Below are 23,905 nucleotides of genomic sequence, written 5' to 3'. Positions count from 1 at the left end.
GTAAAATAAATCATGTATAACTGTATAAGAAGGGAGTCGGATTATGAACTATTTTAAGCGAATCAGTAGTCTAGTATTAGCAGGCATTATCGGTCTTTCTAGTACAGTCGCTGTAAAAGCAGAGTCAAACGACGAGAAACTTAACAACATGCAACAGCAATTGCAGCAAAATGATGCAGATATGCAAAAGAAAGAGCAAGAGAAGCAAGCTGTTAGTAAAGAAATTCAAGGTATCGAAAACGAACTACATAATTTAAATAATACAATTGCAAAAAATAAAGAGGATCAAACTGCTATTCAACGTAAAATCGATGAAACACATAAGCAGATTGAGCAAAAAAAGAATGAAATTGTCGTTTTAGAAGATAAGGTCCTTGCTCGTAAGGATATTATGAGAAAACGTATGGTTTCTGTTCAAAACAGTTCAAATACAAGTTTAGTAGTAGAAGTTGTAGTAGAGTCAAAAAACTTTGCAGATTTCTTACAACGTATGAACGCAGTTTCTACCATTCTAGAAGCTGATAAAGAAATTTTACGTCTACAAGAACAAGATCTTCGTCAAATTGAAGAAGATAAGAAAACAATTGATGAAAAAGAAGCATCTTTAGTAGTAGACAAACAAAAATTAGCAAAAGCACAAGCTGAGTTGCAAGATAACTTGAAAAAACGTCAAGCTAACTTACAAACAGTTCAAGCTAAATATGATCAGGTTGCAAGCCAACTTAATTTAGCAGCAGAAGAAAAAGCTAAAATTGAGTCAAATATGAAGGCAGTACAAGAAACAATTGCTCGTGAGCAAGAAGCGGCAAGAATTGCAGCAGAAGAGCGTGCAAAAGCAGAGGCAGCTGCAAAGGCTGAGCAAGAAGCTTTAGCTAAGGCACAGGCGGAAGTTGCTGAAAAGAAAAAGCAAGAACAAGCTAGTAAACCAGCCGAACCTGTTGCTAATAATAATTCGAAGGTAGAACCTGCACAACCATCTAAACCAGCTGCTGGTGGAAGAGAAATCTATGTACATGCAACAGCTTATACAGCAGATCCAGGTGAAAATGGCTATGCACCAGGTCAACAAGTATACTCTGCATGGGGACCAGGTGGTAAACCTTATAATCTAACTGCAAATCCAGGCATGAAATTAATTGCGGTGGATCCATCTGTTATTCCATTAGGATCTACTGTAAATGTTGAAGGGTATGGAATTGCAATTGCAGCAGACACTGGTGGCGCGATTAAAGGTCATAAAATCGATGTTTTAATGCCTGATAAAGCTTCATCTAGTAATTGGGGCAGAAAAAATGTTAAAGTTACAATTTTAAACTAACACGTAATCCAACTTTACAATACGTAAAGTTGGATTTTTTTATAATTTTTATGTTAAGTTGAGTTTACATTTTGTTAAGGATAGCATACAATGAAATTGAGGGGTGGTAAAATTGACCATTTTAAATAGAGTGAAGGAGTTAAGAGCTCGCTTTAATTTTTCCCAAAGTGTATTAGCAGAAAAGGTTGGAGTAACGAGACAAACAATCGCTGCAATTGAAAAAGGGGATTATGTTCCTTCCTTGTTATTAGCACTTACAATTTGCGATGTGTTCGAGCTAAAGATGGAGGATGTGTTTGTTTTAAATAAGGAGGGGAAAGAGGATGAATAGACTTGTATTTTCCTATATGTTAAATGTACTTTTAATGGTATTAGCAGGTTGGGCATTTATTGAGTTGTATTATTTTACTATTGAAGTTGCTAATTTTATTCAAACGGAGAGAGTACCATTCGAAGTTTCATTGAGTTTAATGCCGCTAGCATTACTTTTAATATTTGGTATTGTATCGACTGTTCTTTATAAAATTCAAAAGAAAAAATATAAAGAGCTGTCGTATTGGATGTTTCCGCTATTATTTCCTCAAGAAGATGAGCGAGAAAAGGCAATTACAGAAAAGGCTTGTCGTACTACATTTATGTCACTATGGTTCGTGTTGCCTTGTGCGGTTGGTTTTTTAACTCTTTCCCCAATTGTTAATCTATATGTTCCTGCATATCCGATATATATTGCGTTTAGTATCTTCTTTATTCAGATGACGATTTTTCACGTGTCCTTATATCGAAATAAAATTGCTTAAAAAGAAACCTTCTTGCACATGCAAGAAGGTTTCTTTCAGCTTACACTTGTACATATAGCAATATTATTTTATCATTTTATATAGAGTAAGATTTTGTAAGGGAAAGGAATTGTATATGAATAAGCAAAGAATTTATAGTATAGTAGCAATCCTTCTATTTGTTGTAGGTGGTGTTTTAATTGGAAAGCCATTTTATGATGGATATCAGGCAGAGAAGAAACAGACAGCGAATGTGCAAGCTGTTCAAAAGATGAATTATGAAAAGCATGAGACGGAATTTGTAGATGCTTCCAAAATTGATCAACCAGATTTAGCTGAAGTAGCGAATGCATCATTAGATAAAAAGCAGGTAATTGGTCGTATTTCGATTCCAAGTGTTTCCATAGAACTTCCTGTTTTAAAATCTTCTACTGAGAAAAACCTATTGTCAGGTGCAGCAACAGTAAAAGAAAATCAAGTAATGGGAAAAGGGAATTATGCATTAGCAGGACATAATATGTCTAAAAAAGGTGTTTTGTTTAGTGATGTAGCATCTTTGAAAAAAGGCGATAAAATTTATTTGTATGATAATGAAAACGAATATGAGTATGCGGTTACTGGTGTATCTGAAGTAACTCCTGATAAATGGGAAGTTGTCGAGGATCACGGAAAAGATGAGATAACGCTTATTACATGTGTATCTGTGAAAGATAATTCTAAACGTTATGTTGTTGCTGGTGATTTAGTAGGAACGAAGGCGAAGAAATAAAAAAGATGAGGGAAATCCCTCATCTTTTTTTTAATCCATCCACTTCACTAATTTTTTGGAAATTAGTAATAAAACACAACCTAAAACGATTGCTACAGCGCCAATAACTGTAAATACTTCAGCATATCCAAGTGAAGTTGTGAAGCTTGCAAGTTGTCCACCTAAAATGTTGGCGATACCTGAACTCGCTAACCATACGCCCATTAGTAAAGATGCTAGTTTTACTGGAGCGAGAGAACTAACCATTGATAGTCCAACAGGTGATAAGAATAGCTCACCTAACGTATGGAAAAGATACGTAAAGACGATAAATAGTAAGTTTGCTTTTTCTGTAATGTTATGTTCATCACTACCTGTTTTTAATGTAGCGATAACGAGAATGATATAACCGATACCGAGTAGAATCATACCAAGTCCCATTTTGGTTGGGATTTTTAAATCCCCGCGCTTGCGAGTTGCAAGTTTTGCCCATAATGCTGAAATGACTGGAGCAAGTAAAATAATAAATAATGGGTTGACCGATTGGAACCAAGATGTTGGAACTTCCCATCCGAACACAGAGCGGTCTACAAATTTGTTTGTATATAATGTTAATGAGCTACCAGCTTGTTCAAAGCCAGCCCAGAAGAAGACAACAAAGCATGTTAAAATGACGATAACTGCAGTACGTTGTTTTTCTTTTTTTGTTAACGGTGTATCTCCTACTGATGGTTGTCCAGCAGCAGCTTGCAAATCGCGAGTTGGTTTTTTACCGATATCACCAAGGTAGCGATTTGATAGTGTTGTAAATAAAATTTGTCCAACAATCATTCCGATTGAAGCGGCTAAGAAACCGTAACGGAATCCGTAATGTACAACGCCATCAACTGTTGTTTTGAATAAATTTTCTGATAAAAATCCGCAAACGAGTGGAGCTAAAAATGAACCGACGTTAATACCCATATAGAAAATGGTAAATGCACTATCACGTTTTGGATCATTCTCCTCGTATAATTCTCCAACCAGTGTAGAGATGTTCGGTTTGAAGAATCCATTACCAATAATAATAAGCGCTAATCCGAGGTATAGGCCCAATTGGTTTTGCAAGGCAAATAGTGTAAGGTTACCGATTGCCATTGTTATACCACCAATTGTGATCGCCTTTCGTCTACCTAGAAAACGGTCTGTTAAGTATCCACCAATCATTGGTGTGAAATAGCAGGCTCCAGTATAAAATCCATAAATAGAGAGTGCCCATGCGGGACTAAACCCAAGACCACCGCTTACTAAAGCTGTCGTTAAATATAATGTTAATAATCCTCGTAATCCATAGTAACTAAATCTTTCCCACATCTCTGTAAAGAAGAGTAAGTATAAACCTGGAGGATGTTTCTTTTTTCTTTGTTGTTCTCTTTCTAGTTGTATCGTTGATTCCATGTTATTTTCCTCCTGACACAAACAAAAACAAAGTTAATAATTTTGTATATTTAATATTTTACCTTATTAACTATTATAAGTCAATAAAGGTTGATTTTTCAGAAGAAATTGGAAAAGAGGGATAGCTATAGAAGGGGGGTTTCTTTTGTGATAGACTATGGACTATGTTTTCTTTGTTAGGAAGCGGATTATTGCACTTTTTTATATGTGAAATTGATTTCATAACAGATGGAATTAAAGAAGGAGAAAGAAATGAAATTGTTACAGAAAAAAGAAATTTTACTTATTAGTCTTATGTTATTCTCGATGTTCTTTGGAGCAGGGAATCTTATATTCCCACCTTTTCTTGGGTATGAAGCAGGAGAACATGTGTGGATTTCATTAGTAGGGTTTATTATATCAGCAACAGGTCTTCCTATATTGGGGGTTATTGCGATTGCGAAAGCAGGAAGTTTTCAAACGCTAGCGGGTAGAGTTCATTCTTCATTCGCCATTATTTTTCCGTGTATCGTGTATTTATTTATTGGACCAGGTCTTGGTATACCACGTGCAGGAAGTTTAGCTTTTGAAATGGGACCGGGTCAGCTATTCTCGGAATCGGGTAGCGTAGTTTTATTATGTTACACAGTTATTTTCTTTAGTATTGTGTACTGGTTAAGTTTATCACCGTCTAAATTAATGGGGTTGTTCGGAAAGGTTTTAACACCGTTATTATTAGGTATGATTGCTCTTATCTTTATAAAGAGTATGTTTACATCAGTAGGTAGTGTGAAAGAGGCTGCTGGAAACTATGGACAAGCGCCTATGTTCCAAGGATTTTTAGATGGATATTTAACGATGGATGCATTAGCAGCTTTAATTTTTGGGATTGTGATTGCAAATGCTCTTCGTGCAAAAGGTATTGAAGATGATAAAGGTTTAGCAAAATATATGAGTATTGCTGGAATTGGTGCAGGAATATTATTATCTATTATTTATGTCATACTTGGATATGTTGGTTCAATGAGTGGCTCATTAGGGACATTTGATAATGGCGCGCAAGTGTTAGCACAAGTGATGACTACATTATTTGGACAAGGTGGAGTCGTTTTATTAGGTCTTATTTTTACGATCGCGTGTTTATGTGTTTCAATCGGACTTGTTACATCTTGTAGCCAATTTTTCGCAAGTGCATTTCCGAAAGTAGCGTATAAAGTTTGGGCGTTTATATTAAGTTTTGTTAGTATGATTTTAGCTAATTTAGGATTAACACAAATTTTAAAAGTATCAGTACCGATTCTTGGATTTATTTATCCAGTTGCATTAACGCTTATTATTTTAGGCCTATTCCATAAGTATATTGGGAAGTATGTATGCATATATCCTGTTACAATTGTGATTGTAGCGGTATTTAGTGCAATTGATATTTTTAATAAAAATGTAATGATGAATCAGTGGACATCAGTATTGAAATACATTCCGTTTTATACAGAAGGTGTTGGGTGGATTATTCCAGCTATTATAGGTGCTTGTATTGGTGTTATCGTTAGTGTTGTTTTAAATAAGAAGAAATAAGTAAGAGGTGTTTTCCGATTTCGGAAAACACCTTTCTTTTTTTGAAAAATAGTATTGAAAATGAATAGACTAAGAGTATGATAAAGGTAATTGGTAATATATAGGTTTCGAACGGATGATGAGGGGGGAGCGTATGAAGGAGGATTTGAATAAGAAAATAGAAGCACTCGAAACGGCAATTGAAACGATTCAAGAAGCACTCTTTGAATTGAAAGCAAAACAAAGAGAAATAGAAGTAGAAAATGCTCAGCAACATGTTAGTAAGCAAAAGAAAGAATACATTGAAACGGTAATAGAGGAAAAACAAAAAGAAGAAGTAGTTACAATAAAAGAGCCTGTGCAAGAACGTGAGGTAAAACAAGTGGATATATCTGCTTTTAAACCAGAACCATTTAATATTATAAAGTTTTGCCAAACTTGGTTACCACGCGTATTTGTCGGCATTATGTTACTTGGAGTAATCTGGTTATTTAAAGCAGGGGTAGATGCTGGTTTATTAACACCAGCAATACGAATTGTGTTTGGTATTGTCCTATCTATCGGTTTTTATTATATAGGGGATATTCAAATTAAACGAGCGCGGCAAGCATTAGGGTTAGTATTAGCAGGAGGAAGTATTACAGGTATAGTTTTAACAACATTTGCGGCACATTATTTATATGGATTTATTCCAGCAAGTGTCGCGTTTCTATGTAATATTGCATGGGTCATTTTAGGTATTTATATAGCGAAGAGGTATCAATCAGAATATCTTACTATCTTTGTAGCAGTAGGAGCTTTCTTCGTGCCATTCTTATTAAATAGTACGACTCCTAATCCGTATATTTTCTTTGGATATGAGACGATACTAACGCTTAGCTTATTATGGTATGCGTTGAAAAATCGTTATCAGTATTTATATATGATTTCTTATGCTGTTGCTGCTATTGTTCTTTTAGTCTTCTTTGCTGTTATGTCAATGTTAGTAGAGGATTTGCAAGTACAGTTAACAGTAGTTTATGGTTTGATTCACTTACTATTATTTTGGCATATGTTTACGGAGAGAAGTTTTATAGTAGAGCCACGCTTGGCGATATTTAGTGCGAATGCCGTTTTCTTCATATTAGCCATTTCAAAAATACCTGAATTTACAACATGGGGATTAATGATTAGTGCACTCGTGCACGCTATTATGTTCGTGTTTGAATATAGGAAGAATAGCCATTCTATATTTACAAATCTTTTATTTGGTTTTGCAATGGGGGCATTTAGTTTAGCAATTTTATATGAGTATAGTTTAGTGAATGCAGCGATTGTACTATTATTACAAGGTTTCCTCGGTATGGTGACTTCTATTAAAGGAAAACAGCAGATAAAATTGTATGTTAGTGCGACGGTTTACGCAATTGGAATGATACAGACTATTTTTAGCCCGTTTGATCAATTTATTTCGGCAGGCTTTGTTGCTCATATTATTTTAATAGGTACATTTTATTACTGCATGAAACAAGCGAAAGATGTGTTGATGAGCTTTGGAAAATATGTTTATTCAATAACACTCTATTGGTTTATGGTTATCGTATTTATTGCAATCACTAGAGTCGGTGAAGAGCTTTCTACAGATGGAAGTATAATAAGTGTATCTGTATCGTTATTATGGATGGTATATGCATTATTTGCAGTTTGGCTTGGACGGAATAAAAATATGAATGAAGTATTGTATGCTGGCTTAGTCGTGTTAGTTGTAACGATAGGGAAGCTATTCCTTCTGGACTTACCAGAAGTGTCAATGATGATTAGAGCAGTGTTATTCTTGATAGTGGGTAGTATAGGTATCGTTATTTCAAGGATGTTTTTCTCAAAAGAAGAGAAGTAAAAAGAAGGCAATCCATATCCGGATTGCCTTTTTTATTATTTCTTATTAATCGTTACAGTCTCACTATATTTCGCTGTTGTATTTTGACGTAAACGAAGCGTTGCTTGTCCAGTAGTATTTGGATCGATTTGCACATTTACAAGCTTCTCAGCAGAACCTAAGCTGTTTGTTGTGAAAGAAAATGCACTACTATATCCAAAAGTAGATGGCCAAGTGCCATTTGTATTTTGAACTTTTGCTACTTGTGTTCCGCCAGTAGTGAAGATACCTAAAGAATAATTGTTATAAGTTGTGTTAGGTAGTAAGTTGTTCACTTGAATTTTTATTTGAAACACTTCATTGTTTGGTAGAGTGCTAGGGTGTGTAACTACATAGTCGTTTGCTGTTACAGCACCGTTATAACCGTATGAACCTGGTTTGAAAGTATTTGTATTAAACCATTGATAACCTGCATTTGGTGCACTCCAAGGTTCAGGTTGTGGCTCAGTTGATAAGTTTGGTTGTTCAAATGTTTGTAAAGTAGTAGGTAAATCAAGTTGTAAACCGTTTACTTGATCTAAACTTGTAAATGTTTCTTTATTCGATAACCAATTTACGATATTTTCTAGTAAAATTGCATCGTTTTCTTCTTTATATCCATCGTAAGTTTTCTTTGTTTGGCCAGAATCTTCACGAACGTATTTTGGCGTAGCATCTTCAACGGGAGAAGAGTCTCCAATAAAAGCAGCTTTCCCAAGCCCTACTTTTGCGATTGCAGCATAAGGACCCTCTGCAACACCACCGCCATTATAAACACCGCTATCAACAGCATTATTCCATTTTGACGGGTTTTCTGGCAGGTAAACTAGGCCTTTAGCGAGTTTCGGATTGGTAATGGCTAAAGTAGAACCAGCATGCATTGCTACCGATGAAACACCTTGTGTAATTCCGAATGATTGTTCAGGCGAAACAATGTTTTTAGCTGAAACATCACCAAGTGCATTGTAACGGAAGCGAATACCAAAATTATTAGATAGCCAATCGGAACTTTCTACTCCTTGCATAGCTTGTGAGTTTGCTTCTTCGTTAGACATTCCTTTTGCGGGATTTTCCCAAGCACCGCGTCTATATCCATTAAATACTTCAGAAGAGTCCCAGCGATTTTTATTACGATCTGCATTATAATGATCGGCAATGAAGAAGATACTGCCGCCATTTTTTACATATTGTAACATTGCATCTTGTTCAGATTTTTTGTAAGGAATATTTGCCTCTGGAACGATAAACACGTTGTAATTTTTTAAGTCGTCGTATGTAATAGGTGTTGATTTACGAAGTTCTTTTACATGATATCCATTTTGGGCAATGCCGTTTCCGAAATCAGAAAAGCCGCCATCAATAACCCAGTCAGCTGTCCCTGCAGTTTGACCGTGCGTATTATCAAATAATACTTTCTTCCCATTGTTTTGATTTACAACCTTTGCAGCAATTTCAGGAGCTGGGTCTACAGAGCTTTCGGCATAAGTAGACGGTATGAACGAACTCCCCATACTAAGTGTAATTGCTGTTGCTAAAGAAAATGTAATCCATTTTTTATTCTTCATAGAAGAATCCCCCTAATAATAAATATATGTGCTTTAATAATGTAATTTATTTTTCTGTAAAAATAAAGACGGAAAACATAAAAAATATTAAAAATTTGTAAAAATACCGTGAATTTTGTTGAGAAATATTTGTATAGACATAAAAACATCCCTTCCAATCAATAAGGAAGGAATGTTGTGTTTAACTAATTTTTGAATTAGGTGTTTCATCAATCTTATGAAACCCTTTCATGTAATACACGATAGCTAAGCCGATAAGCCAAATTGGGCCGACAATCAATGCGATTCGTGTATCTTCTGAATACGCCATTATACCTAATACTAGTGCAAGGAAAGCGAGTGAAAAATATGAACTTAATGGATGTAAAGGCATTTTATATGTTAGCTTATCCTTTTTATCAGGTTGCAATCCTTTACGGAATTTAATTTGAGCGACTAATATAATTCCCCAAGTCCAAATTGCTCCAAAAGTTGAAATACTAGTGAGCCATGTAAATACCTTTGCAGGTACGAGATAGTTTAATATAACGCCAATGAGTAAAACGATAGCAGTTGCTACAATTCCTTGACTTGGAATGCCATTTTTATTTAAACGACCGAATCTTTCAGGAGCTTTCTTCTGCTGAGCCAATGTATATAGCATACGGCCTGTACTAAATAAACCACCATTACAAGATGAAAGAGCTGCTGTTAATACGACAAAGTTAATAATTCCTGCTGCTTTTGCGATACCGATTTGCTGGAATGTTAATACGAATGGACTGCCTTTCTCACCAAGTTCGTTCCATGGATAAATTGCCATCATAACGAATAGAGCCCCAACGTAGAACAGTAATATTCTCCAAAATACGTTATCAATTGCTTTTGCGAGTGTTTTTTTCGGATTTTGAGCTTCCCCCGCTGTAACACCGATTAATTCAACACCTAAATAAGCGAATAACACCATTTGTAAAGAGAGTAGTAATCCAGAAAAACCATTTGGGAACCAGCCACCATGTGACCAAAGGTTTGAAATGCCGGTAGCGATACCGCCGTTTCCGAATCCGAATAAAATAATACCAGCTCCAATAATTATCATACAGATAATTGTGACAATTTTGATGAGAGCAAACCAAAATTCAAGTTCTCCAAATACTTTTACGGATAAGAAGTTAAAAGCACTCATTAATAATAGAGCGAGTAAAGCCCAAGTCCAGCGTGGAATATCTGGGAACCAGTACTGCATGTAAATGCCAGCTGCTGTAATTTCAGCCATACAAGTAACAACCCATAAGAACCAGTAGTTCCAGCCGGTAATATAGCCAGCTAGTGGTCCAAGATAATCATAAGCATATTTACTAAAAGAACCGGCAACAGGTTGTTCAATTGCCATTTCTCCGAGTGCGCGCATAATGAAAAAAATAACGAGTCCAGCGATCATATAGCCTAGTAGAATAGAAGGACCAGCTAGTTTAATAGCGGAAGCAGATCCTAAAAATAGTCCAACGCCAATAGCTGAACCGAGCGACATTAAAGTAATATGTCGTTCTTTTAAACCTCGGTTTAAAGTTCCAGATTTGTTTGTTTGCTGCATAAGAAGAATCCCCCTTGTAGAGTGAACAATATTTGAATGCGCTTGCTAAATATTTAACTATTTCAAATTATAAAACATTTCTATCTGTTATGCTACAAAAATAATCATGATGAACTGTACTAAAGCTGTACTTGTCAGACTTAAACTTAAAATTCGAACTATTAGTGAATATATTGACTCTTCTTTTTATTGATTGTTAAGATTAAGTATTATATTTTCTCACATACTAGTAAGAAAAGAATGTGTGATAATAATTCAGATGTAGGAAGGGTACATAACCATGTTTCAATTACAAAAATATAACACTTCTGTGAAGCAAGAGCTTTTAGCTGGCATCACAACTTTTTTTACATTTGCGTATATTCTTGTCATCAATCCGAAAATATTATCTGATGCAGGTGTACCATTTGATCAAGCTTTTACGGCAACTATTATTGCGACAGTTGTAGGGACGCTATGTATGGCGTTTTTAGCTAACTATCCAATTGTTATTGCTCCAGCTATGGGAATGAATGCGTATTTTGCTTATTCTGTTGTTCAACAGGCAGAGGGAATTACATATGTCATTGCGTTTTCAGCGGTATTTGTAACAGGTATTATTTTTCTTTTATTATCTTTCACTTCATTTAGGCAAAAGCTAATTGTCGCAATTCCTGACAGTTTAAAACATGCGATTGCAGGTGGAATTGGGTTATTTATTGCTTTTATTGGATTACGTCTATCTGGAATTATCGTTGATCATCCATCTAACTTAGTTACGATTGGTGACTTCCATTCTCCAGCCGTTATTTTAACTCTAATTGGTTTAATATTAGCGGCGGTATTAATGGCATTACGTGTGAGCGGTGCATTATTTATTAGTATGATTGTGACAGGAGTTATCGCCTTCTTTACAGGGCAACTGAAGTTCACGGATAAAATTGTTGCGATGCCTCATTTACCAGAGGGTATTATCGTTTCAAATCCAATCAACGCCTTTTCAGATGTAATTGAATACGGATTATATGGCGTTGTATTCTCATTTTTACTTGTACTGTTATTTGATACAACAGGTGCATTACTCGGTTTAATTAAACAAGCAGGTTTAATTACAGATAATACAGAGAAACGTTTTGGTAAAGCGTTTATTGCAGATGCAATTGGTGGGACTACAGGTTCTATCTTTGGAACAAGCCCAACAGCAGCGACGATTGAATCCTCAGCTGGTATTGCTGCGGGTGGTAAAACAGGATTAACAGGTATTGTAGTTGTAGGTCTAACGATTATAACGGCATTCTTCAGCCCTGTTATTGCTTCTTTATCAAGCGTAGCTGCTATTACAGCTCCTTCATTAATTATTGTAGGTAGTTTAATGGCACAAAGTCTTCGTGATATTAATTGGAATGAATTTGAAGATGCATTACCAGCATTTTTAATTTTCGTTGGTATTCCGTTAACGTCTAGTATTGCGAATGGAATAGCAATTGGATTTTTAGTGTATCCAGTTTTAAAGATTGTGAAAGGGAAAGGGATGGAAGTCCATCCGTTACTATACTTATTTACAATTTTATTTGGATGTCATTTATTCTTATAATATAGATATAGGAGAGGAGGCTTCTTATGAGAGGCTCCTTTTTTGTGTATAATAAAGTGAAACTTAAATTAATTATGTAAATTATAAATTACTTAATGGAATGTATATGTTACACTAAGGGTAGAGGAGGAACATGAATGGCTGTAAGTAAAATAAAAGTCGCGCGTGTTCAGTTAGATTTAACACAGCAACAATTAGCAGAAAAAGTAGGCGTTACTAGGCAAACGATTAGTTTAATTGAGAAGGGGAAATACAACCCGTCTTTAGATTTATGTTTGAAAATTTGTTATGCGGTAGATAAAACATTGAATGATTTGTTTTGGGAGGAAAAGGAGTGATAGGATGAAAATCGTGAAAGATGAACGTTTAATGATTGAGGGGCTAAAACATATTAGACTAGTTTTTATCTTACAAAATATCATCATACTAGGTATTGTTTTTTATCGCTACGTTTTGCAAGGGGCAGGATATGAAAGTGTTTCAGATTTATTAATGGTATTTATGGGCGGGATAATAGTTATTAACTTTTTAAATCTGAAAAATTCAGTGGAAGTGTATGAGCATACAGGGGGAGTATCACGCAATTATTTTATGAAGTTATTATTAATTCCAGTAGGTATTGTTATTGGGATCTTAGCTATTTGTATTATTGTAACACCAGATATTTCGATAAGGGAAATTAGTATGACAGGACTTATTATGTTTACTTGTTTTTTAGTTCCTAGTTTGTTTATATACATATATATGAAAAAAATAAAAAATGAAGATTGAAATATAAGAAAAGCTTTCCCGTATTGCGGAAAGCTTTTCTTATATCCTTTTATATAGTACTTTATGAAGACCAATCGGTTCAATTTCAAAGATTTCACCATGTTCCTGAAAGCCTAGGCGCTTGTAATAGTCAGCTACAGTAACTCGGCCATTACACCATAATATATTTGCTTGACGTTCTTGTAATATTTGTTCTGCCTTCTGAATTAAGGAGCTTCCAGCGTGGTTGTTTCGAAATTCAGGTAATGTGGCCATTCCTCGTAAACGATAGTGAATACCGGCTGGTAAGTCAGGGTATATTTCTTTTGAGAAGGAAGCGATACTAACCAGTTTATCGTTTATAAATGCGCCTAAGTGAAAGCTGGCTGTTTCATAGTCGGAAGGGTATTTACAATCTGCTAATGTTTGACTCGGGCGTAAAATTTTTTGACGTAATACGTAAGTTTCAGATCCATCAATATTTTTCACGGTAATCATATTAACATCCTTTCTTATAAACCTTTTTCTGTTAGTTGTATAAAGAAATAGGCAGGTGCGGCGAAAAGTCCGAGTATGCTAGCAGTTCCGAGAAGGAGTGAAAATAAGAGGCAAGAGTATTTTATTCCATTCGATTTTTTCCATCCATAACTACAAATTTCAATGCTAACACCGATGAGAATAATGGCAACGAGTACTTCTGCTAATAATAAGAGAGCTAAAGTTACAATAGACATAATGTGATCCATCCCCATAATATATGATAGTAACATTTTACCATATGAAATGGGGAAAAATGCCCCTCAATTATGTGAGGGGCATTTTTCTATTCTAATATGCTTTTTAGTGTATCGATATGTTCTTTTGAACCTGTTACAAGTAAGGTATCACCGTGTTGTAGTCTTGTATCACCATGTGGAATTAATGCTTTATTCCCACGATAAATTTGAATGACTAGTACATCGCCTAAAAATGGAAGGCGACGAAGTGCAACGCCGTTATATTTATTACTCCGTAGTTCAACTTCACGGACTGTTTCGTTTGCTGTTGTAATTAAGCGCACGAGACTTGGTTTATCAATTAGTGCACGTAATAGAATACGTGTAGAGTTAATTGTTGAGAATACGGCGATATGTTCTTGCGTTGCTTTTTCTTGTAGAAGTGGATCTTCTACACTTGCAATAACATGTTCAACACCTAGCTCTTTAGCATGTTCTGCTAATAATAAGTTTTGTTCATCATCGCTTGTTGCAACAACAACGCGGTCTGCATGAAATGCTGTTTGTTCAGTTAATGATGCAATTGCGATGTCATCTAATTTCACGATAGGGAAGTCATGTGATTTCGCTTCCTCATCATTTATTTTATTTTGACGCATCATATATAGTGTTACGTCATAATCTTCTCGTTTTAAATCAAGTGATAACGGAAGGGTAATTCTACTCGCACCAATAATAGAAACTTTTGGCTTTGGCGTTTCTACTTTCGGGAACATCTTTTTAAATAATATAGGTGCGAAAATACAAGTAATAACTGCGCTTAAAATAAGGGAAGCAGATAAACTTGGACTGATGATGCCTAGTTTTTCACCAATTTGTGCAGCTGCAATAACTAAAGAAAGTGTCGATGTTAATAAGATGGCACTCCCCAGTACGATATTACGTGGATACCATTTTCGTAAAACGAGTGATGGTAACAATTTTGAGATAAAGAGTCCTACAATTAAAATTGGGATCATGAGCATACTAGAAGGTTCTTTGAAAATAGACCAAACCTCTAAATTTACACCAACCATTACGAAGAAAATAGGAATGAAGAAACCATATCCGATGGAATCAAGTTTTTCAACCATATCTTCATTTGGTGATAATAACGATACGAGTACACCTGCTAAGAAGGCACCTAAAATATTTTCTGCCCCAACCGATTCAGATAAACCAACTAATATTAAGATGAGTGCAAAAACAGCTCGTGTATCAATTTGTACACTACCAGCTTTTAAGCTATCTAAGTATGGAATGTTTTTAAAGCGTTTTGCAATGAAGTAAATAATAATACCAGCGCCGAATAGAAGGAGAAGGAGCCACATGCTTTGGCCGCTTTCGGAATTTAATCCGACGAATACAGCGAGTAAAATCATTGTAACTAAATCTGCAATAACAGCGACTAATAAAATGATTTGTCCAATTGCTGTTTTTCCTAAGTTATTCTCTTTTAATGTTGGTACGACAACACCTAAAGAAATTGTTGAAATAATTAAAGTCATAAACATTGCATTATCTACAAATCCTAGCCATACGAATAGTAATGATAGGGCATAAGATAAGATGAAAATAAATAAGAAGATAATACTTGCTGCTTGGAATGTGTTTGGTTCGTTTGTCGTATTCTTTTTCCCTTTTTGTTTAAAGATAGAAAAATCAATTTCTAAACCGCTTAAAAACATAAGAAAGATAAATCCTAGTGTCGATAAGACTTGAAGCCACATATCTGGCTCAATAATATTAAACCCACTTTTACCTACAAAGATTCCTGCGATGATTTCTGCAACAACGACAGGAAGTGCTTTTAATTTAAAGCGTTGTAACAAAAGGGGAACGAAAAACGCGATTGCAACGACAACCATAAGTGATAGAACAGAAGTGTGATGTTCCATTGCGTTCTCTCCCTTCAAATAAATATAGTACCTATTTAGCCATATAATAGGTAGAAAAGCAACGCATATGGATTCGATTTCATAAAGAAAGAGTTTTCTTAACATTTGTCATAATAAGTATACTTTTCATGATTCTGTTGTTAATTCCGTAATGTGGATGAAATAGGAGAGGGCATAAAAAAAGACTGCTGAGGAATCTCAGCAGTCTTTTCATGTACATTACATTGAGAAGAAGATCCATACAGTTAAACCAACTGTTGCAGTTGCAACGAAGAAACTGTATATCATTGTAAGAATTTGAACTCTTCCTTCTCCTTCTTTTAAGTGCATGAACATGATTAATTGTAACAACGCTTGCGCAACAGCCATTACGATAATAGTTGTTAAGATCGTTGAAAGTGGCAGGTTTGTGTAAAGTGCCACGTATAGCGCTAGGAACGTTAGTGCAAGCGATAAAATAAATCCGAAAACGTGTGACCAAGGGAATCCGCTATGCGCATGCCCGTTTGCTTGGTTGTTATTTTGACCCATTTACGCCACCATCCCGTTCAAGTAAACTAGTGTGTAAATAAAGACCCAAACAAGATCAAGGAAATGCCAGTATAAGCTGATAATGAATACTTTACGAGCTGTAACTGGTGTTAAACCTCGTTTCAAAATTTGGATAATAACACAAATTGCCCAAATGATACCGCCTGTTACGTGGGCCCCGTGCGTTCCAAGAAGAACGAAGAATGCAGATAGGAAAGCACTTGTTTGAATTGTTGCGCCTTCACCGATGTACATAATGAACTCTTCGATTTCAAAGAATAGGAAACCTGCACCTAAAAGTAATGTAAGGATGAACCATCCAAGCATTGCTTTTTGGTTGTGCTTACGCATTTCGTGAATTACGATACCACATGTGAAACTACTTGTTAAAAGTAGTAATGTTTGAATTAAAAGCGTTTTAAGTTCAAACAGTTGCGCTGGAGTTGGGCCATCTGCCGTACGACCAGCAAGGACTAGATAAGAGGCGAAAAGTGTTGCGAACAGCATAATTTCAGCCCCAAGAAAAATCCAGAATCCTAGGATATTCAATCTGCTTTGTTCGGATTGATATTCCAAAGGTAAGCTTTTATCTAAAGCCGCCATGTCATTTCACCTCTCATGCTATATGTTCTGTTTCTTTAATTTCATCAACACTTACGTAGTAACCATCGTCATAATCGAATGAACGATAGATTAAGCAAGCTAAAATACCAACGCCGCCGATTGCTGCAAGCCAGAACCAGCTAAATACTAATGCGAAACCTGCAAGACCGAAGAATAAAGACGCAATAATAGGCACACCAGAGTTACTTGGCATGTGAATTGGTTTTAAATCTTCTGCTGCTGGTGTAACTGTTTCTCCGCGTTTCTTCATGTACCAGAAAGCATCAGCTTCTTTAATTTCAGGAAGCTTCGCGAAGTTGTAATGTTGTACAGGAGATTGAGTTGCCCATTCAAGTGTACGACCATCCCATGGATCTCCAGTTGTGTCACGTTCACCGTGACGTGCACTCCAAATTACGTTGTAGCAAAGAAGTAGGAAGCCAATACCCATCATTACCGCACCAACAGATGCGATTTGGTTTAGCCATCCCCATCCAAGACTTTCAGAGTAAGTGTACATACGACGAGTCATACCGTCTAAACCTAAGAAGTACATTGGGAAGAAACAGATGTTGAATCCGCTCATAAAGATCCAGAATGTCCATTTACCTAGGCGTTCATTTAACATATGACCAGTCATTTTTGGATACCAGAATGTGAATCCAGCAAGCATAGCGAATACTGTACCTGCAATTAATACGTAGTGGAAGTGAGCGATTAGGAAGTAGCTGTTATGGTATTGATAATCAGCTGCTGCCATTCCAAGCATAACCCCTGTAACCCCACCGACTACGAAGTTTGGAATAAATGCCAATGACCAAAGCATTGGAACTGTAAAACGAATACGTCCTTTATACAGTGTAAACAACCAGTTAAAGATCTTAACCCCGGTTGGAATCGAAATCGCCATTGTCGAAATCGAGAAGAATGAGTTAACCGCTGGACCTGCACCCATCGTGAAGAAGTGGTGAAGCCATACGACGAAACTTAGTAAAGAAATTGCAACCATTGAGTATACCATCGCACTGTAACCGAATAGACGTTTACGTGAGAATGTACTAATGATTTCAGAGAAAATACCGAATGCCGGTAAAATAACGATATATACTTCAGGGTGACCCCATACCCAGAACAGGTTGGCCCATAACATCGGCATACCGCCGCTCGCCATCGTAAAGAAGTGAGCATCGAATAGACGGTCAAATGTCATTAATGCAAGAGCAACTGTTAATACTGGGAAAGCGAAAATAATGATAATTGTTGTAATTAAGATTGACCAAGTAAACATTGGCATTCTCATTAAAGTCATACCAGGTGTACGCATTTTTAAGATAGTAACAAGGAAGTTAATACCGGTCATTAGCGTACCGAGACCTGAAATCTGTAATGCAATTGCGTAGTAGTTATTTCCTACACCAGAAGTAAACTCTGTACCCGCCATTGGGAAGTAAGAAGTCCACCCAGCGTCTGGAGAACCACCGATTACGAAAGCGATGTTGAATAACATTGCTCCGACAAAGAATAACCAGAAACTTAAAGCATTTAAGAACGGATATGCAACGTCACGAGCACCAATTTGTAATGGTACTACAAGGTTCATTAATCCCATAACGAATGGCATTGCCATGAAAAGAATCATTACTGTACCATGTGTTGTGAAGATTCCGTTATAGTGTTCAGCGTTTAAATAAGTTGTTTCTGGGAATGTTAACTGTGCACGGATCATTAAACCATCCATACCACCACGGAATAACATGATAACCGCAGAAATAATATACATGGCTCCGATTTTTTTATGGTCAACAGTTGTTAACCATTCGTCCCAAAGCCATTTCCATTTTTTATACTTTGTTAGTACGAAAATGATTGCTAATGTCACAAGAACGATAGAAGCGTCTGCACCGTAAATAATCGGGTCACCTGTGACAAAGAATTCATCAAGCTTCACTGTGTTCACTCCAATCTGTTGGAATTATAGCTATTATTTTTTGTTTTTGTAGTAGTTGTAATCACAATATTCAAGTGATTTTGGATCTACATAATCTAAGTGATGGCTAGAGAATGTCATACGACCAACTACACCAGGTTTAACAATTTCGTTGTACTTATCTTCTGTTAGTTTAGGAGCAGTTTGTTGTACTTCTTTAACCCACTTGTCATATTTCTCTTTAGTTTTTGCTTCAACTTCGAACTCCATGTGAGTGAATCCTTCACCAGAGAAGTTCGCGCTACGGCCTAGGTAAGAACCTGGCTTATCAGCTTGTAAATAAAGGTCCATAATCATGCCATCCATTGTGTACTTCATACCACCAAGTTCTGGTACCCAGAAAGCATTCATTGGGCCGACAGAAGTCAGTTTGAATTGAATTGGTACACCAGCTGGGATGTTTAAATAGTTAACGGTTTCAATTTTTTCCTCTGGGTAACTGAATAACCATTTCCAGTTTGCAGATGTAACATAAATTTCAACTGGTTTAATATGTTTGGACTCTTTCGGAACCTCTTCCGAAGCGTAAGTTGCTTTTACTGTTGGGATCGATAATGCGATAACGATAATAACAGGAACAAGCGTCCAAATAATTTCTAATAATGTGTTACCGTGTTGTTCAGGTGGCTCGTAGTCCATATTCTCTGGTTTTTCACGATAACGAATCAAGATGACTGTAAACAGGATGAATACAATTGCGATAATTAATGACATAAGCAAGAATGACCAAACAATTAAATCATACTGTGCTTTTGCAACAGGTCCTTGCGGATTTAATACTGCGAGTTTCTTATCACAGCCGCCGAGGAACAGAAGTAATGATAACGGAAGAAGCGAAGCCAACTTCCAAAATGCTTTCTTTAGTTGCACGATTGAAAATCTCCTTTCTCCTTGGATTGAAACTATGCCAATAAAACAATATAAACCTATTAATTTATAGAAGGCAATAGTTTTTGTCATATTGTTAAAAAATAGACACAAATGCACACTTTTTAAGGTGAATATCATTTGTAACTTGATTACATTGTAAACTATTTTCCAGAGAAAAACGTGATTGTGAAAATTTTAAGATAAATAAAGTTATACCAGGATATCCAAGAAATAGAAAAAAGCTATCTTATCATAAGGAAGATAGCTGAATATTTCGTATATTTAGTTTATTCCTTGTGTGATAGTCTGTTGTTGTTCAAGTGTGACAACTTTTTTGTATTTTACTTGGTGTAAAATGTAAAAAATAATCATAAATGGAATGCCACAATAAAGAGCGATTCTCTGATCTGGGATGAAAGCTAAACTAACAAATGTAATGAAGTTGAGTGAGAATGCTACGATTGGAACTAGCGGATAGAGTGGTGTACGATATTTTAAATCATTTATGTCGCCACCGTTTTTCACGAAGTTTCTACGGAAGAAAAACTGTGAAGCCGCAATTGACATCCAAACGACAACGGCAGCCATTGCTGCGATAGATGTTAAAATTAAAAAGACAGTATCTGCCGCAAATACACTTGTTAATAAGGACAGACTTGCAAAGATTAGACTGAAAATCAATGCATTTAGTGGTACACCTTTTTTAGTTAACTTCGTAAAAGCTGGACTTGCCATTCCTTGCTTTGCCATCGCCCAAAGCATACGAGAATTTGCATATAGACCAGAGTTAGCTACAGATAATACAGCTGTAATAATAACAAAGTTCATAATGTCTGCTGCATATGGAACGCCAGCTACATCAAATACAAGTACAAATGGACTTTCGACTAGATTAGCCTCTTGCCACGGGAGTAAACCTACAACAACTGATATTGCTAGGACGAAGAAGAATAGAGTGCGCCAAATGGTATTTTTGATCGCTTTTGGAATTGTTTTTTCAGGATTTTCACTTTCTCCTGAAGCAATTCCGATTAATTCTGTTCCCTGGAAGGAGTAATTTACTGTAATCATCGTAAGAAGAACAGCTAATGCACCATTTGGAAATAATCCGCCATTTTCAGTGAAATTGTGAAGCATTGGAGCTGGTTTTCCGTTAAAGTCTAGTAGACCGAACATAACTGCGCCACCGAGTACGATGAAAACAACAATAGTTGCGACTTTTACACTTGCGAACCAAAATTCTGCTTCTGCATATGCCTTTGCTGATAAAGCGTTTACAAGAAAGAGTGCTGCTGCAAATGTAACACACCAAATCCACGAAGAAACGTCTGGAAACCAACGTTTCATTAAAATACTTACAGTTGTTAGCTCTACTCCAACTGTAACCGCCCAATTTAACCAATACATCCAACCGACAACAAACCCAAAACCAGGTGAAATAAATTTGCTTGCATAGCTTTGGAATGAACCTGCTTCTGGCATAGCAACGGATAATTCACCAAGACATAACATCGTTAAATACATAACAAATCCACCGACTAAAAATGCAAGAATAGCTCCACCAGGACCAGCGTTATGGACGATTTGACCAGATCCCATAAATAGGCCAGTTCCGATAACACCACCAAGTGCAATCATAAATAGGTGTCTACTTTTCATTGTTCGTTTTAAATCTGTTTGTTCTACTTGTTGATTCATATGCCCTCACCCCGTTATTTTCTTGTATGTATAAACTGCTTTTCATTCAGAGTTTTTAATCATTAGTGGGGGATGTGACACATACTCGGCTTATTTATTATGAAATGAATGGAGTATGTAAAAATACGAACTATGACTAAATACTCTAAGAATGTTTATTAACAAGGTGATATCTTCACTATGTTAATTATTTTGATTTTAGCAAAATAATTCAGGAAAGTATATTGTTTTTTCCCTCTATTAAAAATAATTAGAATTTTGTAACGTTTTAGTTGTGAACAATAATTCACAGAATCTTTCTAGCAAACTAGTAAGAAGAAAGGTACAATGATAGAAGGTATGTCTGTAAAATAATAATTAATGGAGTTTTGTTTAAAATGAAAAAGTTAAAATATCTTTTTGTTTTTGGAATTATACTTGCTGCCGCGTTTTTTATAGGGAAAGATAAAATTATACAAAAGGCGCAAGTATTCCGTTTAGAGTTTCTATCTGAAATGAAAGAAGCGACTATGATTGAAAATGTTCCGTTTATAAAGCAGTTACCAGAATTACCTCGTGGATGTGAAGTGACAAGCTTAGCTATGTTGCTACAATATAAAGGTGTGCAAGTAGATAAGATGCAACTTGCTAGCGAAATTCATCGTGTTCCATTTGAACAAAATGGTTTACGTGGAAATCCTTATGAGGGGTTCGTTGGAAATATTTATACGAAGGCAGAGCCAGGATATGGTGTATATAATCAACCTATTTTTAATTTAGCGGAAAAATATGTTCCTGAAAAAGTAGTTAATTTAACAGGTAGAGACGTGCAAGATATGTATAAAGTAGTTAGTTCTGGTTCGCCGGTATGGGTCATTATTAATACAACGTTTAAGCCATTAGCTGAGAGTAGTTTTGAAACATGGAAAACAAGCTCTGGCGAAGTGAAAATTACATATTTTGAGCATAGTGTAGTAGTAATTGGATATGATCAAAACTTTGTGTATGTAAATGATCCGCTTAAAAATAATCCGCGTTTGGCTGTTCCGCGAACAGAGTTTGAGAAAGCTTGGGAGCAAATGGGGAAACAAGCGATTACTATTTTATAATAATGAAAAAGTCATCTTTTTGATGGCTTTTTATTTTTAAATTATTGAGATTGAAAATTCAGAAGATTCTTTTAAAAGTTAGCGATTCACGTTATAATAACATTTAACTTGGTGAAGGAGGAGAGAGGAGAAATGGATGTTGCAAAAGAACTTGTTTTGTCAAAGAATCAGTTGGTTGAGTGGAGAAGACATTTTCATAAGTATCCAGAGCTATCTTTTCAAGAAGAGAAAACATCACAGTTTGTGTTCGATATACTTCGGAAAATCCCATATTTAGAAGTGTCAAGACCTACTAAATATAGTGTAATGGCAAGTTTGGTTGGTAAGCAACCTGGTAAAATAGTTGCGGTTCGAGCTGATATGGATGCTCTTCCTATTCATGAAGAAAATGAGTTTGATTTTATTTCTACATACCCAGGTGTGATGCATGCATGTGGTCATGATGGACATATAGCGATATTACTTGGAGTCGTACATAAGTTAGTAGAAGAAAGAGAGAAGATTAAAGGGGAGATTCGTTTTCTATTCCAACATGCTGAAGAAAACTTTCCTGGTGGTGCAGAGGAAATGGTCGCAGCAGGTGTAATGGAAGGGGTGGATTATATTATTGGTGCTCACCTTTGGGCGTCGTTAGAGGTTGGGAAAGTAGGTGTAATTTATGGTCCTGCAATGGCTGCTCCAGATGTTTTTAAAATTACGATAGAAGGAAAAGGTGGACATGCTGGAATCCCTCATGAAACGGTTGATAGTATTGCCATCGGCACACAAATTGTTACACAAATTCAGCAAATTGTATCTCGCCTCACGAATCCGTTAGATTCCCTTGTAGTATCTGTTACGCAATTTCATGCTGGGACAACTCATAATGTGATTCCAGAACAAGCGGAGATTGAAGGGACAGTGCGGAGTTTAAGACATGAATTGCGAGAAGAAACAGAGCAAAGGATTGAGCGGATTGTGAAGCATGTGACAGGTGCTTACGGAGCGGGATATACGTTTTCTTATGAATATGGATATCGACCAGTAGTAAATGACTATGAAGTTACAGAGATTATTGAGCAAACAGCATTACAGCTTTATGGAAGGGAACGAGTTACTCGTTTACAGCCGACGATGGCCGGGGAAGATTTTTCAGCGTTTTTACAAAAGGCACCAGGGACATTCTTTTTTATCGGAGCGGGAAATAAAGAGAAAGGAATTATATATCCTCACCATCACCCTCGTTTTACGATTGATGAAGATGCATTACCGATTGGCGTGGAAGTTTTTGTATCATCTATTATGAATTTCATAAGTAAAGGAGAATGA

22 protein-coding genes are annotated in these 23,905 nt (G+C 36.1%); 11 read left to right on the top strand and 11 right to left on the bottom strand.

Annotation, left to right across the window (positions count from 1 at the left end; translation table 11 throughout):
* The first annotated feature begins 43 nt into the window (after positions 1–43).
* From ACQVV1_RS14365 to ACQVV1_RS14350, 4 genes are all read left to right on the top strand, one after another.
* The gene (locus tag ACQVV1_RS14365) at positions 44–1,318 is read left to right on the top strand and encodes a 3D domain-containing protein (RefSeq protein ID WP_166705249.1); all 1,275 of its coding nucleotides are present in this window, start codon (positions 44–46) and stop codon (positions 1,316–1,318) included.
* A 112-nt stretch (positions 1,319–1,430) separates the two neighbouring features.
* On the top strand, positions 1,431–1,649 hold the full coding sequence (locus tag ACQVV1_RS14360; protein WP_000154010.1) for a helix-turn-helix transcriptional regulator: 219 nt from the start codon (positions 1,431–1,433) through the stop codon (positions 1,647–1,649).
* Positions 1,642–2,115 (top strand): DUF2178 domain-containing protein, encoded by a 474-nt coding sequence (locus ACQVV1_RS14355; protein ID WP_242255345.1) that lies wholly within the window; start codon positions 1,642–1,644, stop codon positions 2,113–2,115. Before ACQVV1_RS14360 ends, ACQVV1_RS14355 begins: the two co-directional genes overlap by 8 nt.
* A 115-nt stretch (positions 2,116–2,230) precedes the next feature.
* On the top strand, positions 2,231–2,863 hold the full coding sequence (locus tag ACQVV1_RS14350; protein WP_242255343.1) for a class A sortase: 633 nt from the start codon (positions 2,231–2,233) through the stop codon (positions 2,861–2,863).
* A 30-nt stretch (positions 2,864–2,893) separates the two neighbouring features.
* Here ACQVV1_RS14350 and ACQVV1_RS14345 read toward each other — a convergent pair whose 3' ends face one another.
* The gene (locus tag ACQVV1_RS14345; protein WP_063225104.1) at positions 2,894–4,279 is read right to left on the bottom strand and encodes a peptide MFS transporter; all 1,386 of its coding nucleotides are present in this window, start codon (positions 4,277–4,279) and stop codon (positions 2,894–2,896) included.
* Positions 4,280–4,531: 252 nt separating this feature from the next.
* Here ACQVV1_RS14345 and brnQ1 point away from each other — a divergent pair, with 252 nt between their 5' ends.
* Both brnQ1 and ACQVV1_RS14335 read left to right on the top strand, forming a co-directional pair.
* Positions 4,532–5,833 carry a branched-chain amino acid transport system II carrier protein BrnQ1 gene (gene brnQ1, locus ACQVV1_RS14340; protein WP_431169020.1) on the top strand — a complete coding sequence of 434 codons (1,302 nt, stop codon included), beginning with the start codon at positions 4,532–4,534 and terminating at the stop codon, positions 5,831–5,833.
* 133 nt (positions 5,834–5,966) lie between these two features.
* On the top strand, positions 5,967–7,688 hold the full coding sequence (locus ACQVV1_RS14335; protein WP_431169019.1) for a DUF2339 domain-containing protein: 1,722 nt from the start codon (positions 5,967–5,969) through the stop codon (positions 7,686–7,688).
* Between the two features lie 35 nt (positions 7,689–7,723).
* On the opposite strand, the gene ACQVV1_RS14330 is transcribed toward ACQVV1_RS14335, so the two are convergent.
* Positions 7,724–9,271: a DNA-binding protein gene (locus ACQVV1_RS14330; protein ID WP_309259719.1), complete on the bottom strand. Its 1,548-nt coding sequence runs from the start codon at positions 9,269–9,271 to the stop codon at positions 7,724–7,726.
* Between the two features lie 181 nt (positions 9,272–9,452).
* Complete coding sequence (locus ACQVV1_RS14325) at positions 9,453–10,844, bottom strand: amino acid permease (RefSeq protein ID WP_242255335.1); 1,392 nt, start codon at positions 10,842–10,844, stop codon at positions 9,453–9,455.
* A 280-nt stretch (positions 10,845–11,124) separates the two neighbouring features.
* On the opposite strand from ACQVV1_RS14325, the gene ACQVV1_RS14320 reads away from it, so the two are divergent.
* The 3 genes from ACQVV1_RS14320 (at position 11,125) to ACQVV1_RS14310 (ending at position 13,188) form a co-directional block, all read left to right on the top strand.
* A complete protein-coding gene (locus ACQVV1_RS14320) occupies positions 11,125–12,417 on the top strand; it encodes an NCS2 family permease (protein ID WP_000487208.1) in 1,293 nt (430 codons plus the stop codon).
* 137 nt (positions 12,418–12,554) lie between these two features.
* On the top strand, positions 12,555–12,755 hold the full coding sequence (locus ACQVV1_RS14315; RefSeq protein ID WP_000301182.1) for a helix-turn-helix transcriptional regulator: 201 nt from the start codon (positions 12,555–12,557) through the stop codon (positions 12,753–12,755).
* Between the two features lie 4 nt (positions 12,756–12,759).
* Positions 12,760–13,188 carry a hypothetical protein gene (locus ACQVV1_RS14310; RefSeq protein WP_242255334.1) on the top strand — a complete coding sequence of 143 codons (429 nt, stop codon included), beginning with the start codon at positions 12,760–12,762 and terminating at the stop codon, positions 13,186–13,188.
* Positions 13,189–13,227: 39 nt separating this feature from the next.
* On the opposite strand, the gene ACQVV1_RS14305 is transcribed toward ACQVV1_RS14310, so the two are convergent.
* From ACQVV1_RS14305 to ACQVV1_RS14270, 8 genes are all read right to left on the bottom strand, one after another.
* The gene (locus tag ACQVV1_RS14305; protein ID WP_242255333.1) at positions 13,228–13,665 is read right to left on the bottom strand and encodes a GNAT family N-acetyltransferase; all 438 of its coding nucleotides are present in this window, start codon (positions 13,663–13,665) and stop codon (positions 13,228–13,230) included.
* Positions 13,666–13,679: 14 nt separating this feature from the next.
* Positions 13,680–13,937, bottom strand: a complete 258-nt coding sequence (locus tag ACQVV1_RS14300) for a DUF4022 family protein (RefSeq protein ID WP_242255332.1) — start codon at positions 13,935–13,937, stop codon at positions 13,680–13,682.
* A 53-nt stretch (positions 13,938–13,990) separates the two neighbouring features.
* Positions 13,991–15,820, bottom strand: a complete 1,830-nt coding sequence (locus tag ACQVV1_RS14295) for a monovalent cation:proton antiporter family protein (protein WP_242255331.1) — start codon at positions 15,818–15,820, stop codon at positions 13,991–13,993.
* Between the two features lie 219 nt (positions 15,821–16,039).
* Positions 16,040–16,351, bottom strand: a complete 312-nt coding sequence (gene qoxD / locus ACQVV1_RS14290) for a cytochrome aa3 quinol oxidase subunit IV (RefSeq protein ID WP_000531382.1) — start codon at positions 16,349–16,351, stop codon at positions 16,040–16,042.
* Positions 16,352–16,954, bottom strand: a complete 603-nt coding sequence (gene qoxC, locus ACQVV1_RS14285; protein ID WP_000729313.1) for a cytochrome aa3 quinol oxidase subunit III — start codon at positions 16,952–16,954, stop codon at positions 16,352–16,354.
* A 13-nt stretch (positions 16,955–16,967) separates the two neighbouring features.
* Complete coding sequence (qoxB, locus tag ACQVV1_RS14280) at positions 16,968–18,902, bottom strand: cytochrome aa3 quinol oxidase subunit I (RefSeq protein WP_000762376.1); 1,935 nt, start codon at positions 18,900–18,902, stop codon at positions 16,968–16,970.
* A 33-nt stretch (positions 18,903–18,935) separates the two neighbouring features.
* Positions 18,936–19,811 carry a cytochrome aa3 quinol oxidase subunit II gene (locus ACQVV1_RS14275; protein WP_063225096.1) on the bottom strand — a complete coding sequence of 292 codons (876 nt, stop codon included), beginning with the start codon at positions 19,809–19,811 and terminating at the stop codon, positions 18,936–18,938.
* Between the two features lie 282 nt (positions 19,812–20,093).
* Positions 20,094–21,509 carry an amino acid permease gene (locus tag ACQVV1_RS14270; protein ID WP_242255330.1) on the bottom strand — a complete coding sequence of 472 codons (1,416 nt, stop codon included), beginning with the start codon at positions 21,507–21,509 and terminating at the stop codon, positions 20,094–20,096.
* Between the two features lie 377 nt (positions 21,510–21,886).
* On the opposite strand from ACQVV1_RS14270, the gene ACQVV1_RS14265 reads away from it, so the two are divergent.
* The gene (locus tag ACQVV1_RS14265) at positions 21,887–22,597 is read left to right on the top strand and encodes a C39 family peptidase (RefSeq protein ID WP_147808316.1); all 711 of its coding nucleotides are present in this window, start codon (positions 21,887–21,889) and stop codon (positions 22,595–22,597) included.
* A 132-nt stretch (positions 22,598–22,729) separates the two neighbouring features.
* Positions 22,730–23,905, top strand: a complete 1,176-nt coding sequence (locus ACQVV1_RS14260) for an amidohydrolase (RefSeq protein ID WP_242255328.1) — start codon at positions 22,730–22,732, stop codon at positions 23,903–23,905.

This window comes from Bacillus basilensis (genome assembly GCF_050630465.1).
Lineage (GTDB): Bacteria > Bacillota > Bacilli > Bacillales > Bacillaceae_G > Bacillus_A > Bacillus_A basilensis.
This window is presented reverse-complemented; position numbering and strand designations above follow the sequence as displayed.

What these genes read in the sequence shown, in the direction of transcription:
- ACQVV1_RS14365 (WP_166705249.1), top strand. Translation starts at nt 44, where the DNA reads ATGAACTATTTTAAGCGAATCAGTAGTCTAGTATTAGCAGGCATTATC.
- ACQVV1_RS14355 (WP_242255345.1), top strand. Translation starts at nt 1,642, where the DNA reads ATGAATAGACTTGTATTTTCCTATATGTTAAATGTACTTTTAATGGTA.
- ACQVV1_RS14350 (WP_242255343.1), top strand. Translation starts at nt 2,231, where the DNA reads ATGAATAAGCAAAGAATTTATAGTATAGTAGCAATCCTTCTATTTGTT.
- ACQVV1_RS14345 (WP_063225104.1), bottom strand. Translation starts at nt 4,279, where the DNA reads ATGGAATCAACGATACAACTAGAAAGAGAACAACAAAGAAAAAAGAAA.
- brnQ1 (WP_431169020.1), top strand. Translation starts at nt 4,532, where the DNA reads ATGAAATTGTTACAGAAAAAAGAAATTTTACTTATTAGTCTTATGTTA.
- ACQVV1_RS14335 (WP_431169019.1), top strand. Translation starts at nt 5,967, where the DNA reads ATGAAGGAGGATTTGAATAAGAAAATAGAAGCACTCGAAACGGCAATT.
- ACQVV1_RS14330 (WP_309259719.1), bottom strand. Translation starts at nt 9,271, where the DNA reads ATGAAGAATAAAAAATGGATTACATTTTCTTTAGCAACAGCAATTACA.
- ACQVV1_RS14325 (WP_242255335.1), bottom strand. Translation starts at nt 10,844, where the DNA reads ATGCAGCAAACAAACAAATCTGGAACTTTAAACCGAGGTTTAAAAGAA.
- ACQVV1_RS14320 (WP_000487208.1), top strand. Translation starts at nt 11,125, where the DNA reads ATGTTTCAATTACAAAAATATAACACTTCTGTGAAGCAAGAGCTTTTA.
- ACQVV1_RS14315 (WP_000301182.1), top strand. Translation starts at nt 12,555, where the DNA reads ATGGCTGTAAGTAAAATAAAAGTCGCGCGTGTTCAGTTAGATTTAACA.
- ACQVV1_RS14310 (WP_242255334.1), top strand. Translation starts at nt 12,760, where the DNA reads ATGAAAATCGTGAAAGATGAACGTTTAATGATTGAGGGGCTAAAACAT.
- ACQVV1_RS14305 (WP_242255333.1), bottom strand. Translation starts at nt 13,665, where the DNA reads ATGATTACCGTGAAAAATATTGATGGATCTGAAACTTACGTATTACGT.
- ACQVV1_RS14300 (WP_242255332.1), bottom strand. Translation starts at nt 13,937, where the DNA reads ATGTTACTATCATATATTATGGGGATGGATCACATTATGTCTATTGTA.
- ACQVV1_RS14295 (WP_242255331.1), bottom strand. Translation starts at nt 15,820, where the DNA reads ATGGAACATCACACTTCTGTTCTATCACTTATGGTTGTCGTTGCAATC.
- qoxD (WP_000531382.1), bottom strand. Translation starts at nt 16,351, where the DNA reads ATGGGTCAAAATAACAACCAAGCAAACGGGCATGCGCATAGCGGATTC.
- qoxC (WP_000729313.1), bottom strand. Translation starts at nt 16,954, where the DNA reads ATGGCGGCTTTAGATAAAAGCTTACCTTTGGAATATCAATCCGAACAA.
- ACQVV1_RS14270 (WP_242255330.1), bottom strand. Translation starts at nt 21,509, where the DNA reads ATGAATCAACAAGTAGAACAAACAGATTTAAAACGAACAATGAAAAGT.
- ACQVV1_RS14265 (WP_147808316.1), top strand. Translation starts at nt 21,887, where the DNA reads ATGAAAAAGTTAAAATATCTTTTTGTTTTTGGAATTATACTTGCTGCC.
- ACQVV1_RS14260 (WP_242255328.1), top strand. Translation starts at nt 22,730, where the DNA reads ATGGATGTTGCAAAAGAACTTGTTTTGTCAAAGAATCAGTTGGTTGAG.